The 18,689-nt window shown below is 40.2% G+C and carries 15 protein-coding genes; 8 read left to right on the top strand and 7 right to left on the bottom strand.

Annotated elements, in window-relative coordinates; all coding sequences use genetic code 11:
* Positions 1–376 precede the first annotated feature (376 nt).
* The gene (locus CLI64_RS01420) at positions 377–1,924 is read left to right on the top strand and encodes a glycosyltransferase family 39 protein (RefSeq protein ID WP_103135561.1); all 1,548 of its coding nucleotides are present in this window, start codon (positions 377–379) and stop codon (positions 1,922–1,924) included.
* 8 nt (positions 1,925–1,932) lie between these two features.
* On the opposite strand, the gene CLI64_RS01415 is transcribed toward CLI64_RS01420, so the two are convergent.
* Both CLI64_RS01415 and CLI64_RS01410 read right to left on the bottom strand, forming a co-directional pair.
* Positions 1,933–3,339 carry a DUF2079 domain-containing protein gene (locus CLI64_RS01415; protein ID WP_103135560.1) on the bottom strand — a complete coding sequence of 469 codons (1,407 nt, stop codon included), beginning with the start codon at positions 3,337–3,339 and terminating at the stop codon, positions 1,933–1,935.
* Positions 3,340–3,459: 120 nt separating this feature from the next.
* Positions 3,460–4,752, bottom strand: a complete 1,293-nt coding sequence (locus CLI64_RS01410; RefSeq protein ID WP_103135559.1) for a mannosyltransferase family protein — start codon at positions 4,750–4,752, stop codon at positions 3,460–3,462.
* A gap of 275 nt (positions 4,753–5,027) precedes the next feature.
* Here CLI64_RS01410 and dxr point away from each other — a divergent pair, with 275 nt between their 5' ends.
* Together dxr and CLI64_RS01400 are read left to right on the top strand one after the other, a co-directional pair.
* Positions 5,028–6,224: a 1-deoxy-D-xylulose-5-phosphate reductoisomerase gene (gene dxr, locus CLI64_RS01405; RefSeq protein WP_103135558.1), complete on the top strand. Its 1,197-nt coding sequence runs from the start codon at positions 5,028–5,030 to the stop codon at positions 6,222–6,224.
* A 587-nt stretch (positions 6,225–6,811) separates the two neighbouring features.
* Positions 6,812–7,009 carry a hypothetical protein gene (locus CLI64_RS01400; protein WP_103135557.1) on the top strand — a complete coding sequence of 66 codons (198 nt, stop codon included), beginning with the start codon at positions 6,812–6,814 and terminating at the stop codon, positions 7,007–7,009.
* A 182-nt stretch (positions 7,010–7,191) separates the two neighbouring features.
* Here the strand turns inward: CLI64_RS01400 and CLI64_RS01395 are convergent, their stop codons facing one another.
* Complete coding sequence (locus CLI64_RS01395) at positions 7,192–7,692, bottom strand: thioesterase family protein (protein ID WP_103135556.1); 501 nt, start codon at positions 7,690–7,692, stop codon at positions 7,192–7,194.
* Positions 7,693–7,814: 122 nt separating this feature from the next.
* On the opposite strand from CLI64_RS01395, the gene CLI64_RS01390 reads away from it, so the two are divergent.
* Positions 7,815–9,872, top strand: coding sequence for a CHAT domain-containing protein (locus CLI64_RS01390; RefSeq protein ID WP_103135555.1), 2,058 nt, complete (start codon positions 7,815–7,817; stop codon positions 9,870–9,872).
* A 384-nt stretch (positions 9,873–10,256) separates the two neighbouring features.
* Here CLI64_RS01390 and CLI64_RS01385 read toward each other — a convergent pair whose 3' ends face one another.
* The 3 genes from CLI64_RS01385 to CLI64_RS01370 all read right to left on the bottom strand — a co-directional run bounded on the left by CLI64_RS01385 (position 10,257) and on the right by CLI64_RS01370 (position 13,729).
* On the bottom strand, positions 10,257–10,601 hold the full coding sequence (locus tag CLI64_RS01385) for a DUF1815 family protein (protein ID WP_103135554.1): 345 nt from the start codon (positions 10,599–10,601) through the stop codon (positions 10,257–10,259).
* A gap of 1,129 nt (positions 10,602–11,730) precedes the next feature.
* Positions 11,731–11,943, bottom strand: a complete 213-nt coding sequence (locus CLI64_RS01380; RefSeq protein WP_103135553.1) for a DUF2839 domain-containing protein — start codon at positions 11,941–11,943, stop codon at positions 11,731–11,733.
* 247 nt (positions 11,944–12,190) lie between these two features.
* Entirely contained in the window at positions 12,191–13,729 is a 1,539-nt protein-coding gene (locus CLI64_RS01370) for a helicase C-terminal domain-containing protein (protein ID WP_103135551.1), read from the bottom strand.
* A gap of 174 nt (positions 13,730–13,903) precedes the next feature.
* Here CLI64_RS01370 and CLI64_RS01365 point away from each other — a divergent pair, with 174 nt between their 5' ends.
* From CLI64_RS01365 to CLI64_RS01355, 3 genes are all read left to right on the top strand, one after another.
* Complete coding sequence (locus CLI64_RS01365; protein ID WP_103135550.1) at positions 13,904–14,866, top strand: M48 family metallopeptidase; 963 nt, start codon at positions 13,904–13,906, stop codon at positions 14,864–14,866.
* An 87-nt stretch (positions 14,867–14,953) separates the two neighbouring features.
* Positions 14,954–15,364, top strand: coding sequence for a hypothetical protein (locus CLI64_RS01360; protein ID WP_103135549.1), 411 nt, complete (start codon positions 14,954–14,956; stop codon positions 15,362–15,364).
* A gap of 380 nt (positions 15,365–15,744) precedes the next feature.
* Entirely contained in the window at positions 15,745–16,167 is a 423-nt protein-coding gene (locus CLI64_RS01355; protein WP_103135548.1) for a hypothetical protein, read from the top strand.
* Positions 16,168–16,242: 75 nt separating this feature from the next.
* Here CLI64_RS01355 and CLI64_RS01350 read toward each other — a convergent pair whose 3' ends face one another.
* On the bottom strand, positions 16,243–16,800 hold the full coding sequence (locus CLI64_RS01350) for a Uma2 family endonuclease (RefSeq protein WP_103135547.1): 558 nt from the start codon (positions 16,798–16,800) through the stop codon (positions 16,243–16,245).
* Positions 16,801–16,952: 152 nt separating this feature from the next.
* Between CLI64_RS01350 and lysS the strand changes: the two genes are divergently transcribed.
* Entirely contained in the window at positions 16,953–18,479 is a 1,527-nt protein-coding gene (lysS, locus tag CLI64_RS01345; RefSeq protein WP_103135546.1) for a lysine--tRNA ligase, read from the top strand.
* The last annotated feature ends 210 nt before the right edge of the window (positions 18,480–18,689 follow it).

Below are 18,689 nucleotides of genomic sequence, written 5' to 3'. Positions count from 1 at the left end.
CTGACTAAAATAGTTTCTCATAAGAAAGAGCTTTTTATAAGTTAATCTATATACTCTTTTCACCCTTGATGAGAAATCATGTTATTAAATATTGAATTTGAATCTTATCTTCAAAAGAAGGACAATTTGAATTTTAAGGGGTAAATGACTAGATACTTTTTTAGTTACTATCTCTAATGTATTTTATGTCCTACATTATTAATATTAAAATTAAATATATATTGTTACAGTAAAATTACTGAAATTTGTTTACCAAAAGTTTAAACTGTAAAGAGTAATTCATAAATATCAGAGAAAATTCAATTAGTCCAAATTGTATTTTTAGTTACTCATTACTTACCAAGGATTGATTACAAAATTATCTTACGTTTTTGATATGCGTCCATTCCGAGAAAAAGAATGGCTATTAACTTTATCCGCATTATCGCTGTTGCTTTGGTTAATTTGCTTAGGTAATTTACCCCTGCGTGATTGGGATGAGGGAACAATAGCACAAGTAGCCCGTGAAATTTGGCGATCGCCTATTGATTCTATGGGTTGGCTGTATCCAACGCTAGGGGGGGAACCTTATCATAATAAGCCACCTTTGATACATACACTCATTGCTGGGGCTTATTCTACAGTAGGAGTGAGTGAATGGACAACACGTTTACCAGGTGCGGTGTTGACAGCTTTGGGTGTGCCTTTGCTGTTTGCCTTGGGAAGATTAATTTTCGGGCGTAATTTACCTGCTGTATTTGCGGCTTTAGTGTACATGACAATGCTACCTGTTGTCCGTCACGGTAGATTAGCCATGTTAGACGGTGCGCTAGTGACTTTTTTTCTGCTAGCACTGTTTTGTTTATTCCAGGCGCGAAAAAACCTCCGCTACGGGTTAGGTGTAGGCTTGGGTTTAGGACTAATTACCCTGACTAAAGGGATGATAGTTTTACTATTGGGGGGAATTATTGGTTTATTTCTCATCATCAATCGACAATGGAAATGGTGGCAAAATCCTTATCTATGGGTGGGAATCTTATTAGGTAGTCTGCCTGCGATCGCGTGGTATACTGCACAGTGGCTGCATTATGGCAATAGTTTTTTACAAATCAACTTACAAAACCAAACCTTTAACCGACTTGTACAAACTGTTGAGGGAAATACAGGTTCGCCTTGGTATTATTTCATCGAAATTCTCAAATATGGTTTTCCCTGGTTGTTATTTCTCCCTGGAGGGTTGTGTTTAGCTGGGAAAAAACGTCATACTACTTGGGGAAGTTTAGTGTTGGTAGGAACAATAGTTTATTTAGGCACTATTTCTTTAATGCCAACTAAACTTCCTTGGTATGTCATACCTGTATATCCCTTTTTAGCCTTAGCAGTTGGGGCGAAAATCAGCGAAGTTTGGGAAAAGCAACATCTGCAAAAGAGAGTTTGGACAATCATATTTGCTCTGTTATCTATTGCAGGGATGGGAGGTTGTATTTATTTCGCCGCGAATGATCCTCAACCTGTACTAATAGTAATGAGCATTGTTTTAGCCATGAGTATGGGTAGTGTAGCATGGCTAGTGAGTAGGAGCGATCGCCGTTTCATTCCTGTTTTATTTATCGGAATGTATTTGGTTTTAATGTTACTTATGACTTCCAAATCTTGGATATGGGAATTAAACGAAGCTTTTCCCGTCAAACCAGTAGCTGAATTAATTCGCAACCATGTCTCACCAGGGACAAAAATCTACACTTCTTTTGCTTATAGTCGTCCCAGCTTAGATTTTTACTGCGATTGTCAAGTTATTCCAGCATCAAAAGTAACTCTTCAACAAATGTGGTTAGATAAATCCTATTTACTTTTAGACGATGCCACATTACAAACACTTAATTTATCAAATTATGCAATGCTTGGTCATAACACAGGATTTACCTTAATTCGTAATTCAATATAATTGTTTCTTTATTGCTTAATAAATAAGTAAACTTGGTTTTGATGATACGCCAACCTAAACGCCGGATTATTTTGCAGTTCTTGAATTACGCGAGGATAAAAATTAGATTTTGTTTCTAAATTTAGTAAGTCTATCAGAATATATTTAAAAGCAATATTAGCGTCCGCAAACGATGCAGATTGTTCATTATCTATTAACTTTATTGTTTGACGCTGACTGAGATGGGGAGCAATTTTTGTGGTTGTTAAAACACTTTCAGAGGTTTTAACTAAACTGACGGCAGTATAAAGAGAACTCAGATTCGGCACACTTGTTAGATAACGTGTGATAAAAAACTCATACTTAGCTAATACCAAAAAGGCAATAATAGACCAAATAATTAAAATCCGAGGCTGCAACCAATTTCTTTTTTTCTCTTGTTGGTACTGACGAATAGAGTAAATTAACCACACCATAATCAAGGGAAAAATCATTAAAGAATAATGGTGGATTAAATCTCGCTGCGCCCAGTAATCAGAAAGAATGTTCAGCAGTAACATCGGCACAGATGGCAAAATATTTATCGCTTTTCGCCAATGTAATCCTAGTATGACTGGTAAGACGAGTAGAAGATAATAAAAGAGAGTATCTGTTGAAAAGAACTTACCTAAAATTAAGCCAGGGTTAGTGATAACATTCCACAGAATTTCTGTTGGTGTATTGCCGAGGGATTTAAAAAAAACTACACCACCAGCTTGACCACCCCGCAACAGGGGAACAAGATAATCAATTGTGAATAAATACCAAACTACACCAACAAAAATACATCCTAGTCCATACCAACGACGACGCGGAACTAACCATAGCCAAATACCTAAAGCAACTATGGTTAAACTCAAAATTTCTTTGCAACTTAAGACTAAAATTACAGCTAAAATTAACTGCCAAGTCCGTCCAGCAATTCCTGACCACATAGCCCATAATAATGCCGGAACTGCGATCGCTTCTGGACGGAAATCAGTAAAAAAGTTGATATTGAATAAGGCTGGATACAGTAAATAGCAAAGACAAGTTGCTTGAGCATAGGCAACAGACAAGCCAGCCTGTAAACTTAAAGCATATATTGGTAATACCCCAAGTGCCAATGCGATCGCTTGAATAGCAAATAACCAATGCACATCAGGATGAATTTTGTATAGGAGTGCGATCGCATATAAAATAAAAGCAGCATGATCCCCTAAGACGTGAAAGCCAAAAAATGATGAAAAGGGTGGTAGCCCTTGACTAACTAAATATATCCATTGATCAAAAACAGCCAAATCTAAAGCCGTCGATTGAAACAAACCATGTCTGAGACTGCTGGCAATAAATAAAATGATGGTACTTACACCAATCATCCCAGCAATTGACTTAATATGATGCGGTTGTTTTCCCATGCACCCACAAACGGATATTTTGAGCAATGAGGATAAAAACAAGACAAATAACTAATTTTTCTTGCTTGAATTTTGATAGTTACCGTATCTCATTGAATATCTGGGATGTCGGTAAAAATGTCAACCTACCCATTGTTCTTGAGCAAATCCCACAGCGAGTTTAGCGAGTAAGGCGACGAATAAACCCAAGGTAAAAGATCCCAAACGCGGATGGCGAGAAACTAACATACCCATTGCTACATTCAAGGGTACGATCCCATAGGCAAGACGACTAAGGGAAATAGTACCACCGGAAGCTAATAATAAGCCCACACCACAAAAGCCATACATCAAAGTTACTGCGGTGAGTTGTTGACGACAACACCACAGACAGTAAATACCACTCAACACCATAAAAGCATTGAGTATTTGATTCATTAAATGCGTATCTGTCCAAATCAGCAGTAATAAAACTAGGGTGTAAAAACCATAGGCTAAGTTGACGGCAATCCAAGACTTACGGAAGTGGTATAAACAATAAGCACCGATGCTTAGTAATATAAAAATTAGCGGATGCCAGGGATCATTAATCCAGCCTGATGTAGCCTTTACCCAACCAAATTGCCAGTTTTTCTCACCTAAAACAATTTGCATAAGCATATTTAACCATCCTTGCCAATCAAATCCCAAGGAAGGCCGCCAACCGCGTTGTGCTGCAATAAAGGCTAGGGGATCATGAAAGCGGATAGTACAGTAAAGACTAAATAATAATACTCCGGTGGCAGTGGCTAAACTCGCTAAATAAGCGATCGCATTTCTACGTTCTTTAATGGCTGCCATAATTAAGGCAGGTATTAAAGCTAACCCCGTGGGACGCGTTGCTGTGGCCATTGCTCCCCAAATTGCCATCCAGCTATACTGCTTTTTATCAAAGGCTCTTAAAGTTGCTGTACTCAAAAATAAGTACAATCCCTCGGTATAAATTACCCCCGTAAACATCGAGGCAGGATACCAACATAGGATAGCTGTACCCCACTGAGCTACTCTTGTGCCGTAAAACTCCTTCAGCCATAAATATAAACAGTACAGGGCAGCTAAAAATGCTAAGTTGTTAATTAACAATCCTGCCACTTCAAAGGATAAACCCAACTGCATCAATAGCCTGATAGTGAAGGGAAACAAAGGAAAAAAAGCTAAATTGTGTTGTTTACCATCATTGACAAATTCATAACCAGTAGTGGCGATCGCTCGATAATGTACACCATCCCAAGCATCAAAAATCCCCCAATGCCAATTAAGTGACGCAAAAAATTTTGGTGTAATTAATAACATTGTTGTCCAGATAATTACTCGGCTGAGAAACCACATTACTATGGGGAAGAAAACATGATTTCTCCACAAAACTTTTTTAATCAATATCTGAACTGTCGTCATGTGCTTGTTTAATCTATGTTTATGAAACCTGAATTTAAAAAGGTAATTTTAAATTTATGTGAACTAAATTCAACAGTGAAACTTTTATAAATTCTTAATCATTTTTATCATTGTAAGCATGGAAAATGACTTATTTAGTATTTTGATATACCAAGTTTGCGTATTTATGGTAGTCAATTTATCATACAAAAGACAGTACGAATTGTTGCGATCGCTGTTCTGAATGCGTCCCTAGCAATTTATAGTGAGAGTTAGCTGTAAATCCTTAAGCAATTGTGAAAGCTATAACTCTTGTTGGTTCTACCGGCTCTATCGGTACGCAAACTTTAGATATTGTTACTCAGCACCCAGATCAATTTCGGATTGTGGGTTTAGCAGCTGGGAGCAATGTAGAAATGCTCGCAGCACAGATTCGCCAATTTCGACCACAAATAGCCGCTATTTCCGCCGCCGAAAAACTCCCAGCACTCAAAGCAGCTTTACAAGACCTTGATCCCCAACCAATTTTACTCGGTGGCGAAGCAGGAGTCATTGAAGTTGCCCGTTATGGCGATGCTGAAACTGTCGTTACTGGTATTGTTGGTTGTGCGGGGTTGCTGCCAACTATCGCCGCCATTGAAGCTGGTAAAGATATCGCTTTAGCAAATAAAGAAACCCTGATTGCTGGCGGCCCAGTAGTTTTACCACTAGTGGAAAAACACGGTGTTAAATTACTCCCGGCTGATTCTGAGCATTCGGCGATTTTCCAGTGTCTCCAAGGCGTACCTAAAGGCGGACTGCGGCGAATTTTACTCACAGCTTCGGGAGGAGCATTCCGAGACTGGCCAGTAGAAAAGTTAGCAGAAGTGACGGTTGCTGATGCTCTCAAACATCCTAACTGGTCAATGGGCAGAAAAATCACCGTTGATTCCGCCACTTTGATGAATAAGGGTTTGGAAGTCATCGAAGCACATTTTTTATTTGGTTTAGATTACAAAGATATTGAAATTGTCATCCATCCCCAAAGCATTATTCACTCGCTGATTGAATTACAAGATACTTCGGTACTAGCACAATTAGGCTGGCCAGATATGCGTTTACCCCTGTTGTATGCCATGTCCTGGCCAGAACGCATATACACAGACTGGGAAAGACTAGATTTAGTCAAAGCTGGTAATCTCACTTTCCGTGAACCAGATCACCAAAAATATCCCTGTATGCAGTTGGCTTATGCGGCGGGTAAAGCTGGCGGTTCGATGCCTGCGGTGTTGAATGCTGCTAATGAACAGGCTGTGGCTTTATTCTTAGAAGAGAAAATCAAATTTTTAGACATTCCTCGTTGTATTGAATGGGTGTGCGATCGCCATCAACATGATAACTGTGCAAATCCCTCTTTAGATGACATTTTGGCAGCAGATCAATGGGCAAGACAAGAAGTATTAACAGCTACCAAAAGTTTCGCTAGCGAACCACGTATGATCTCTGTTAACTGAAAAAGGTATTAGAACAAAAAGGCAAAAGTCAAACAATTTTGGATTTTGGATTTTAGATTTTAGATTGACCCCAAGCAAAACGGTGCGGGGCTTGGAGATTTTGGATTGGCTGTCTTCTCTATGAGAGGCTGTGCCAAGGTAGCGGATGCAGCACAGCGAGTATTTTAGATTTATTCCGCCCACTGTCTTGCAGAGCATGAACCAAAAAAACCTCAATCCAAAATCCAAAATTTAAAATCTAAAATTCGGAGAGTCAAAAGGTAAAAAATTCCTGTCCTTTGCCTTTTACCTTTTTATTTCTGAGCCTATTCTTAGTCTCTATTTTTAGCTCTTCCACCAAACTAGCTACCTAATTATGTCTAAGATACTAGTTTTCTTTCCGGAATTAGTATAGGTTGCTGTGGTATAAATATCAGACGAATAGTAGCCAAAAATTCTGATCGTTAAATTATAAATATTTTTGTCAAAACAACACTGTGTTGAAATTTGACAAGTAATAATGAAAACCCAAGCCTGTATTCTGGTGTGGTGCTGGCTACTAATAAACAGTATCTAACGAACCACCATCAAATTTTGAACACTATATTATGATTCCTACCCTAATTTTAGCTTGGATTGTTTTTATCATTGTTTGGAGAATATTAAAAGCAACTATCAGTAATGCCTTGATGATTGCGGCAATTCTTATTTTATTACATATTGGTTTTGGGATTACACCGCAGGATATTTGGCAACAAATTATGAGACTGATTCAAACAGTATCAAAACTGAATCTTGGTAATTAAATTAGATAAATTATGGTGACTGTTGACTGTTAAATGTTGACAGTCAAAAATTAACAATTAGGAACTTCCAGAAAATAAACTATCCAAGTTCCGAGAGAAGACATCGTTATTTTTCCCCTTGCTCCCTGCCCCCTGCCCCTCTGCCTACACAGTGATAGTATGTTTTCTAAGTAGGAAGTCCCCTAACTATTCTTTGGTGCAGCCAGTTTAGCAAAAGCATCCTGAACGGTGGGAGGTAACTGGCGCATGATTTTACCTCGTTCTCTGTCTAAACCGACTAAAGTCACTTTGGCTGTAGCATATAATTGCTGTCCATCAGTGGAAACAATAGCATAATCCCAGTTGATGCGGACACCAGTAACATCAGCCATACGAGTTTTGACTACCGCATCCATTCCTAATTGAATAGAAAGATGGTAGCGAATAGAAATTTCTACTACCGGTAAATCACAGCCTAAAGCTACTAAATCAGCGAAATTGATCCCGATAGAACGCAAACATTCTACCCTTGCTTCCTCCATCCAAGTAAGATACGTGCCGTGCCAAACAATACCAGCATAATCAGTGTGGTGGGGATGGACTCTGATAGGATATGCAAACCAAGTATCAAATTCACTTACCTTGGGAAGTTCAATCGCACTAGTAGGTGGTAATTGCGCTTGGTTAGATTGTTCTTCAAACATCTTCATTGTTGATTAATTGCTAGGTAGTTCCAAATTATGGAATAACACAAAAATGTATTGAATTATAGAATAAGTCCCATTGATCAGCATCTACGCTCCTCAATATCAAGGAGTGTTTTTTTATGTACCCTAATTTTAAATCTTACTTAATTATCATTTTTTCAGGGGTTTTCCTGGTTAGTTGTCAGAGTCCAGAACCGTCAAATCAGGATTTAAAACCTAGTGTGGGGAGTGACAATGCAGCTCCATCTGCAATATCGCCTAATGATGCCCAAATAGTAGCACAGTTAAATTCACAAGCGATCGCTGCATCTCAAAAAGGGCAGTTTCCTACTGCGATGAATAAGCTAGCAAAAGCTTTAGAGATGACTAAAAATAAAGCTACACCATTTTGGGAAGGTGTGACTTTTAATAACATGGGTAGAGTCTATCAGGCTCAAGGTGATTATTCTCAAGCATTGCAGGCTTATCTCCAAGCAGGAGTCATTTATCGGCAAATAGATGATCCCATCCAACGAGGTAAAACTTACAGTAATATCGGTTACTTGTTTGAAGTACAGAACCAACCAGAGTTAGCTATTTTCTTTTACAAGCATTGCTTGATTAATCGTGAGTTAGCACGCTTGCAACCATCACTGATGTCTGAGCCACAGCCAGATGCTTATAACATTACTGTAGCTCAAACTTACCGCCTTTTAGGAGAGCATCTACTGAAACAAGGACGTGTAGCTGAAGCACAAAGAACGATTGATTTACTGAAAGTGGAAGAATTGCAAGGATATATGCAGAATATTCCTGGTAATCAACGCACTGCTAAAGGAATCGATTTAGTTTCCGGCGAAAAAGCCGTAAAACAAAAATTAGAACAAACCTTAAGTAATTCCATAGCGATAGGTAAGGAATTAGATACTATTAGACAAATATCACCCCAAACGCGATCGCTAAAGCAAAACCAACGCCTCCAGGAATTGGTGAACAAGCAACAGCAACAATTAGCAACCTTTAATAAGTTTCTTTCTAGTCCAGCTATTACCACCCAACTAGAAAAAATTAGTCAGACTGCTAGGCAACAAAATTTAGATTTAGAAAATATCAACTCTTTAAGAGATGATTTAGCTAGATTACCGCAAAAATCGGCAATTATCTATCCTTTAGTTCTCTCCAACCGCTTAGAATTGGTCTTAGTGACACCAGAATCACCACCAATTCATTACACAGTTGCAGTTAGTGAAGAAACACTCAATCAAACTATCACTGCTTTTCGTCAAGCCTTAATCAATCCCAGTCGTGATGTCAAAACCCCTGCACGTCAATTATATAACTGGCTAATTAAACCCCTAGAATCAGAACTGCAACAGGCGGGGACACAAGCTTTATTGTATGCACCAGACGGGAAGTTACGTTATATTCCCTTATCTGCTTTGTATGATGGCAAACAATGGCTAGTACAAAAATATAGTGTTAACTACATTACATCCGCTAGCTTGGCTAACTTAAATACTAATCCCAAGAAGGATTTGCGGATTTTAGCCGGGGCTTTTACTAAGGGTAGTTATCAAGTAGCATTAGGTAATCGCCGTGTAGCTTTTTCCGGCTTACCATTTGCCGCCGTTGAAGTGAATTCTTTAGCCTCTACCTTTCCTCAAACTAAAACACTGTTAGATCAGGCTTTTACTCCTGAAATTACAGTCCCGCAAATGGATGATTACACAATCGTTCATTTAGCAACTCATGCAGCGTTTGTAGTAGGTCAGCCGCAAGACTCATTTATCCTATTTGGCAATGGCGAGCGCGTCAATCTTACAGATATTGCTAGTTGGTCATTACCCAACGTCGATTTAGTCGTTTTGAGTGCTTGTGAAACTGGTTTAGGTGGTGAATTAGGTAACGGTCAAGAAATATTAGGCTTTGGCTACCAAATTCAAAAAACTGGTGCAAAATCTGCGATCGCCTCCCTCTGGACGGTAGATGATGGTGGTACGCAAGTCTTGATGAATGCTTTTTACGCCAAACTAGCCACAGGAAATATAACCAAAACTGCTGCTTTACAACAAGCCCAGTTAAGTTTAATTAATGGTGACTTATCTACAGGCAATAAGTCAAATTCAGTTCCCAATACTGGTAGTTTTAATCACCCATATTACTGGGCATCTTTCATTTTAATTGGTAATGGGTTGTAGAAGAATTACTTATATTTTTTGCAGATTAAGCTAACGCTGACGTAATTCACTACGCCCAAAAACGCTAACCTAATTCAAATATGATTGAGCAGAATTCCAGCTAATATCTCAACTTCGTCAAAAGAAACTAAGTAAAACAACTGGCAAAAACCCAACCTCTATTAATAAATGTAAAAATACTAGGGTTCAGTTTGTAGTAAGGACTTTAGTCCTTAATCCCAAATTAGTATGAGACTGGATTTGGGTAGCCACAACGGACACAGTACAGCATTTGGCTGGTTGATTATTCCTAAATTCACCATTGCTCACGAAAATTAGATCGATGCCCAATTTGAGGATCGATTCTGGACGATATGTGGTAATCACACCCAAATACAGATATTTTTAACCTCTTTTCGCCAACACCTTAGCACCTGCAATCACTGGTGTAGGTTGCTTGACGAGATTTGCTAGTTCTTGCAATTGATTAATTGCTTCTGCACCTTCTAATTTCATTAATTCCCGATCATCACGCATTTCTGTCCAGGTAATCCCATAATCGGAGACTAAGAACCTGATTAGGTGATTATTTCCCAGACTGACCATAAATGAAGCACTGTTCATTTGATCGCCGCAGGTGTAACAGGATGCAGGATATCCCCGTCGTTCTAGTACGATTGCCAAGGCTTGTAGATTCATTACCAAGTCTTGAACGAACTGCCGATGTTGATGCGCTAGTCTTAGAAACACTTTTGTCCTCCAGACACCACAGTCATTTGAGTTTCTTTTATATTTTCTTTAGATTTTTCCACCCATTGGTATTGTAAACTATTCATTACAATTACCGGACATTTATTCAGGTAGTTAATTAACCACCTTGGCTTAGGGTAAGAAAAAACTGCACCAGCTGCCGTATCAAACTATTCAGTTTGCAAAATTAAATTTGCGGGTGGAATCAGCCAACTTGATACTTTCTTTACAAAACTCTGTCAGTTTCTTCTTGTAATAGCAGCGATCGCTCTTAAGATTAACCTAGTTTTAGCCTTTGTCAACCACAGAAAAAGCACTGATTACTACTCATCAGGTTTTTACATTTAGTGCCAGTAATGATCAGGGTAAGGGACAAAGTATAATTCTGATTCGGCTGTAAGCTTGACAAATCTTTGATAGAGATTAAGCTAGACTGCGGTTGCAAGGTAGAAAACTATTGGAAGAGTATAAATATTTTCATTACCGTGCAGAAAATCGCTCAACCATCTAGGGTAAAACTCCTCGATATAAATATTTAATTTTTATCTAAAGAAATAATAATCATTTCCTAATCTTGCCTCATTGGTTGTTTCTAGCGTGGAGATTGCCAGTACCGAATACCATGTAAAGGACTTACAACTACAAAAATATACAATCACTTTGGTGAGCAGGGGACGCAGGGGAAGTTGGGGGAGTAGGAGGAGAAGAATCTAATTGATTGATTTTCTGGAAGTCCCTAAGCTAATTTTTGATAAACTCTGTTAGCCAATCATATGGAAGAGCAGAGGTTAGTCACTCTAACGATGGGTAGAAATCATGGTTAGCTTACCAGTTGGAACGGTTAAAACACCCACAAAAGCCCTGATAAATCCAATTCGCAATGGACTAACGTCACCCTACGCTAATACAATTAATTTTTTTTCATAGGGATTTAACTAGAACGACTGGAAAAAACCAAACTATATTAAGCAATGTAAAAATACTAGAATTCAGTTCGTAGTAAGGACTTTAGTCCTTTTTTGTTCGCGGAGCGTCTGTCTACGACACGCTACGCGAACGGAGAGAGAACTAAAGTTCTCACTACAAACCTTTAATTTTTTACCTTGTTCGACTTCAGCCAAAAGAGGGACTAAACAACTTGCCACCAGCCAAAACCAGGGCCGATAAAACGAATAGTCACCCAAACAAAAACTAAAATGCCGATGCAAACCCAAGTTCCGCGAGTAGTCCACGTCATGAATAGTTCTGCTTGGCTTTTAGTAATGGGAACCCAAGGTAAGATCCGATTCTCTTGACCGTATTGTTCTTTTAGTGATTCTTTACGACGCTTTGCTTCACCCATAATCAGAAATCCACAACTCAATGCAGGTTCTCAGTCCATGTCATGAGGTATTTTAGCTTGAAAAGAGGGGCGGGGGATTGGGGACTGGGGATTGGGGATTGGGGAGACAAGGTAGACAAGGTGGAATTTATTTCCTAACTCACCACTCACCACTCATTACTTATTACTCATTACTTATTACTCATTACTCAGCACTCACCACTCACCACCGGCTAAACGCCGCGCTACCGCTAACAGCACTCACCACTCACTCCTCACCCTGAGTAAATAAACTCGGATCTAAATAGTTGAGACGGGCTAGGGGACTCAAGGCGGTGAGGATTTGAGAACCGTAGCTACGGTTGATGACACGACTATCTAATAGGGCTACAATGCCTTGATTTTCACGTACAGGTGCGATCGCTCGTTGTAGTTCGTTCAAGGCTGTGGGCAGGAGAAATAACCGGAACCAATCTTGATGCGATCGCTTATAGTAAGCTACCCTACCAGCGACTAAAGGATGTTCTAGAGATGGTAAAGGTAAAGTTGCAATAATTAACAATTGGGGTGCGGGTAAAACGGCTTGATGTTCGCGCCAAAATTCCCAACCAGTGATTAAAATCCCATTGTCATCTAAACAGGTTTTTTCTACTTGTACTCTTGTACCGAACTCGGCGGCGAGAATTGCGCCGGTTTGGGCTTTGAGTGGTACATCCCCGACTAATACCACTGTCAAGCCTGGGGCGGTGGCACTCAAACATAACAGTGTCCGCACCTTATGAATAAATGCCCCTTGAAATTCTGGTGTATTGGGTAGAGGTAACTTATAGGGAATATGCAGTTGAATGGCTTCTGACTGACTATCAGAGGCGAATTTCAAGCAGGTAATGTCATCATTTAACCCCAAACGCTGGCGAAACAGAGGAGCTTCTGTTTCTGGCTCAAAAGCACTACCCACTAAAACTACAGGTTGTCTTTGCCAAATGGGGGCGAGAATACTGCCTAATTCTATAGGGGCGTAATGTAGAGAGAATAAACCCTGACGACGGGCAATCGTAGACCAAAAAAGGTCAGGGACAGAATTATCGTTGAGTTTTCGGAATTGTTGACAAAATTGTTGCCAAACTGTCGGGATGTTATCAACGGTTGCTAAGACTTGACAAAGACTGCTTAAAATATCCGCTTCTGATTGAGCAATTAAATAACACTCGTAAGGGTTGGCGGGATGTTGAAATAATTCATGGGTGAGTTGCGCCCTCAAAGAACGGATAGTGTCAGCTTGTTGAGGACAAGCTAAGAGCAATTGATCCCAGTCTGGGGGTGCAATGGTGTTAGTAAGCTGCTGACGTACCCAATCTTCTAAATCATCCACACCATCAATGATGGTAGGAATACCTGGCGGAAAACTAGGGCTGGATGATAACTGACCTTTTAACCAAGCTTCTGGAGTAGTGAGAAGTAGCCCTTGGAACTCAGCATTCGGCCAAACGTCACCTGTTCTGATTGGTTTATTAACTTGTAACCATTGCTGTAAGCGGGGAATTTCCACTCGCAACAGACGCTGTTGTACTGTTTCTGTTGCCACAATAATTACAGACTCTGGCCACATTAAAGCCGAGGCGATAAAACTGGTGCGATATCGGCCCTGATAGCCACAAACCGCCCCTACCTGAATTAATGCGCTGCGTCCTACGCGCAAGGCGCGTGCTACCAACCGGGCCATCGTCAAATGATGGGGCCACGAAGGGAAACCCGCCTGCGATCGCAGGAAGTTATGTAATGATAAATGAACTTCTGCCTCAATCACACGCTTTTAATCCCATAAAAAGTGACTTTTTGAGCCAATAGCCCCACTTCTATTATGTTGTCAGAATTCAACAGTCAACAGTTAACATCCAACAGACAAAGGTGAAAGCCATTGTCATGACAACTAATGACTAATGACTAATAACTAATAACTAATTACCTATCACCCTGAATTATGCCAACTTACACAGGAATTTCCAGCGAAGCCTTTAGACATCCCCTAGATAGCCAGGCCGAACAAGCCTTACGCAATTTACCAGGGTTTGATCTCGTTGCTCGTAAATTTGTGGAATTTGTTTACGAACGCCCGCAATTAGTTTATCTAATGGGTAACACCATCCAAGTCGGGCCACGGCAATATTCCACTATTTACCAGATGTTTCGTGAATGTGTGCGTGATTTAGATATCTATCCAGAACCAGCACTATTTGTAGAACAAAATTCCCAGGTAAATAGTTACGCTTTAGGTCAAGAGCATCCTTACATAGTGATCAATACGGGATTACTAGACTTACTCAATGAAGCCGAAATTAGGGCAGTGATAGCCCATGAGTTGGGACATATTAAATGTGGTCATACTATTTTAATTCAAATGGCGATGTGGGCAATGAGTGCTGCTTCTATGATCGGGGAATTAACCTTTGGGATTGGCAATTTTGTCACTCAGGCCTTAATTTACGCTTTTTTTGAATGGCGACGCAGAGCTGAGTTATCCGCCGATAGAGCCGCATTGTTAGTAATTGATGACTTGGATACTGTTATGTATTCGATGATGAAAGTAACTGGTGGAAGTAACAAATATATCAATGAATGTAGTTTAAAAGAATTTATTAAACAGTCAGAAGACTATCAGGCACTAGATGATGATGGACTCAATCAATTGTATAAATTTATAGCTTACAACGGTGGACAAGGAATGATGCTAACTCATCCTTTTGCAGTGGAGAGAGTGCAATATTTACGTCAATGGTCAGTATCTTCAGAATATCAAGAAATTCGTCGGGGTAATTATCAGCGATCGCCTGCCTCTGGTGCAGTTAATGTCAACACCCAACCCTCAAACCCAGAAGCACAAGAGTTGCGTCGCCAAATTGAAGAATTACAACGGGAAATTGAACGCAAAAGAAACTCACAGTAATTTCCCCCTGACAAAATCGTGTTGCACTGGCTGTAGTACATTTTAAGAGTGCTGTGTACTTGCCCCTTCTCACCAAGATGCAAAACTATGGAAATCGCACGATTGCAGGAACTCAAGCAAAAATTGACCCATGAGGCGGAACTTGCTGATATTTGGTCATTTTATATGGATAATTTTGCCGATTATCCAGAATTCACTGACCTGGGTGAGCCAGCTGCTAATGATTACCTCAATGCTGTTGTCCAAAAAACTTGTCAGCAAATGTTTGGCCAGTCCATTAAAATTAACGGGTTTTTCCTGATACACATTCCCCAGTATCAATTATTTCATGGGCCTTTCCAGGTAGCAGGACGAATAGGCGGGATGATTTATTTTGAGGATCTCAAAGTTGGGTTGATTGCCGTGTCAGCAGATTATCCGCCCAGCGATTTGGTAAAATATTCCCGTTTTTCAGAGATCCTTAATCTTTCGCCACCCAATCACAGCGATCGCAATTGAAATAAATATTCCAACATTCCTTAATCCCCAATTACCCCAAAATGGTTGTTTAAGAGACTCCGTTTTTCTCGTATCAGGTGTAGCCTCAGCATTAGAGGGATGCTTTTCAGACTTATGTAAACGAAAAATCAAAGTTTTGACTACTCCCCAAAATTCAGCAAAAAGAGACAAATTAAGCAACCCTTATTAAATAAGGATTTCTTAATTTTGAATTTTGAATTTTGAATTTTGAATTTTGAATTGGTACCACACCCCTCCTACTACAAAAAATTTCGTTGCATAAGTCCTGATTGCTGCAAGAGTGGGAAAATCTCAAATGTGACTCCTAACTGCAAAATTGCAGATTACTAACATCCAATTCCGTCTAGGAAATGCTAATCATGGCAATTAACTCTCGTAAGTGGCTATCAATACCCTTATTAGCTACTTTTTTGGCCTTTTTCCTCTCGATGCCGAGTATTGCCTTGGCTGCACCCTTGAAACTTTATCCTGCCGTTCAAATTGCTAACTCTGTTAGTAATGTGATTACCGATTATCCCGACTGGTCTGGACTGGATTTGACACCGATGGAACGTCAACAACTCCAAGGGATGATGCAACGCCGCAATCAAGACGTTGCGGCGATTTTAAATCTTTCCCAACGTCAAGAACTCCAACATCAACTGCATTCTGGTCATAATTTCCATCAAGCCTTACAAGCATTGAATTTACAACCAGAACAGGAAAACTTAATTCAAGCGATAGAACAACTTACCAGTTTGAAAATCAAGGCAGCTTTAGCGCGATATGCCTTAATTCATTGAAGCACTAGATTAATTAGACAAATATAGCGATCGCTTGCAGGGATAAAATGGGAGCGATCGCTTCACTTTATGAAATTAGGGAAATAGCTGGCTAATCTCAACTTCTGTCTCTGGAAAAGCAACCAAAGATAACGTTGCATTCTCCCCTAAAATAAATTCTTGCTTGTAACCTTCCCCATTGGGTTCGCGGAAAACATAAACCTGAAATTTATTGACATCTAAAATCCAGTATTCACTAATTCCCGCCTGTGCATAAAGAGGTGCTTTTTGTCTACGATCTGTTTCTAGGGTTGTATCTGCCACCTCAATTAATAAAAATACTTCATTGGGTGTAGGATGGTGATCAATGTATTTACGCGGCTCTATGCGAACAATCGCAATATCTGGTTCAGGTTCAGAGTATTGGCTTAACTGCACGGGATCTTGTACACGAACTAAGGCAACTTCCGCCAACAGCCGTTTGAGATAATCAGAAGCACATAAAGTTGTGGCTGCATGGGGAGGATTTTTCGCACTCATCGGAATTACTTGCCCAGCAATTAGTTCTACCCGTTCATTGGCGGTAATAATACCTGTCTCCAACATCCGGTGATATTCTTCTACGTTCCACAAGCGGACTTTAGTTTGTGTCATAGTGGCTTGATTTTAGTTTAATTGTAGCGATCGCATCAATTCCAAATCCCCACCTCAACAAATCATAAAAATTTTTCCCTAATTCCCAATCCCTACTCCCCAATCCCCAATCCCTATTTATAATTAATCTTGCCCTCTGAAAGTTCGTTACCATGTCGGAAGAAGATATCCGTGCCGCCAGGCTGGAAAAAGTAGAACAACTCAAGCAGCTAGGAAGTAACCCCTACGCTTACCGTTGGGAGTCTACACACCACGCCGCACAGTTACAAGAAAAATTTGCTGATTTACCCAGTGGTGAAGAAGTTGATGTAGAAGTCGCCGTTGCTGGACGCATTATGGCGCGTCGTGTTTTCGGTAAGTTGGCTTTCTTTACCTTGCAAGATGAAACCGGCACAATTCAAATTTATCTAGAGAAAAGTCGTATTCAAGAAAGCATGGCAGAAATTGATGCCGATGCTTTTAATCACCTCAAACAACTCACAGATGCAGGTGACATCCTGGGAGTTAAAGGTACAATTAAACGGACAGAAAAGGGCGAATTATCGGTCTACGTTAAACAATACAGCATCCTCACTAAATCCCTCCTGCCCCTACCCGACAAGTGGCACGGGTTGACGGATGTTGCCAAACGCTACCGTCAACGCTACGTTGACTTGATTGTTAACCCCGAAGTGCGGCAAACCTTCCGCCGTCGCGCCCAAATTACCGCAGGTATTCGCCGCTACCTAGAAGAGCGTGATTTCCTAGAGATTGAAACCCCAGTCTTACAAGGTGAAGCCGGCGGTGCAGATGCGCGCCCCTTCATCACCTATCACAACACCCTAGAAATGGAATTGTATTTGCGAATAGCAACAGAACTCCATCTCAAGCGGTTAATTGTGGGTGGTTTTGAAAAAGTCTTTGAATTAGGGCGGATTTTCCGCAATGAGGGTATTTCGACACGTCATAACCCCGAATTTACCTCCATTGAAATTTACCAAGCCTACGCCGACTACAACGATATGATGGCGTTAACGGAAGGTATTATTACCACCGTCGCCCAAGAAGTTCTCGGCACATTACAACTTACCTACCAAGGCGAAAGTGTAGATTTAACACCACCTTGGCGACGGGTAACAATGCACGATTTAGTCAAAGAATATACAGGCTTAGATTTCAATTCCTTCCAAACATTGGAAGAAGCCAAAACAGCAAGTAAAAATGCTGGTATTCCTGGCGTAGATGAAGCCCCATCCATAGGTAAACTGCTGAATTTAGCCTTTGAAGAAAAGGTAGAAACCACCTTAATTCAGCCTACCTTTGTCATTGATTATCCCGTAGAAATTTCCCCCCTAGCTAAACCCCACCGTTCTCAAGCAGGGCTAGTAGAAAGGTTTGAATTATTCATAGTTGGGCGGGAGACTGCTAACAGTTTCTCCGAGTTAACAGATCCCATCGACCAAAGAGAACGCCTAGAAGCCCAAGCTGCCAAAAAAGCCGCCGGCGACTTAGAAGCCCAAGGCGTAGACGAAGACTTCCTCACCGCTTTGGAATATGGAATGCCACCCACAGGCGGTTTAGGAATTGGCATTGACCGATTAGTGATGTTATTAACAGATGCTGCCAGTATTCGGGATGTTATCGCCTTCCCCTTACTCAAGCCCGACAAATCAGAAGCATCACCAGAATCAACGACTTAATGGATAAGTGAAAATTTAATTTTTCAGCACCTGTAGAGACAATAAATGTCTTTCTCTACAGGTTTTTTATTTATCCATCAGCCAGAAACTTGCTAGCAAGTTAAAAGAATCTTAGCAATATATAAATAATCTGTAGTAGCGAAATATATTCTAACCTAACCTATCTATATGTCACATTATTATTATTTAAATTAGTATTGTTATTTAATT

This window comes from Nostoc sp. CENA543, from assembly GCF_002896875.1.
Taxonomy (GTDB): Bacteria; Cyanobacteriota; Cyanobacteriia; order Cyanobacteriales; family Nostocaceae; genus Trichormus.
The sequence above is the reverse complement of the archived record's forward strand: the minus strand, read 5'-3'. Positions and strand labels throughout refer to the sequence as shown.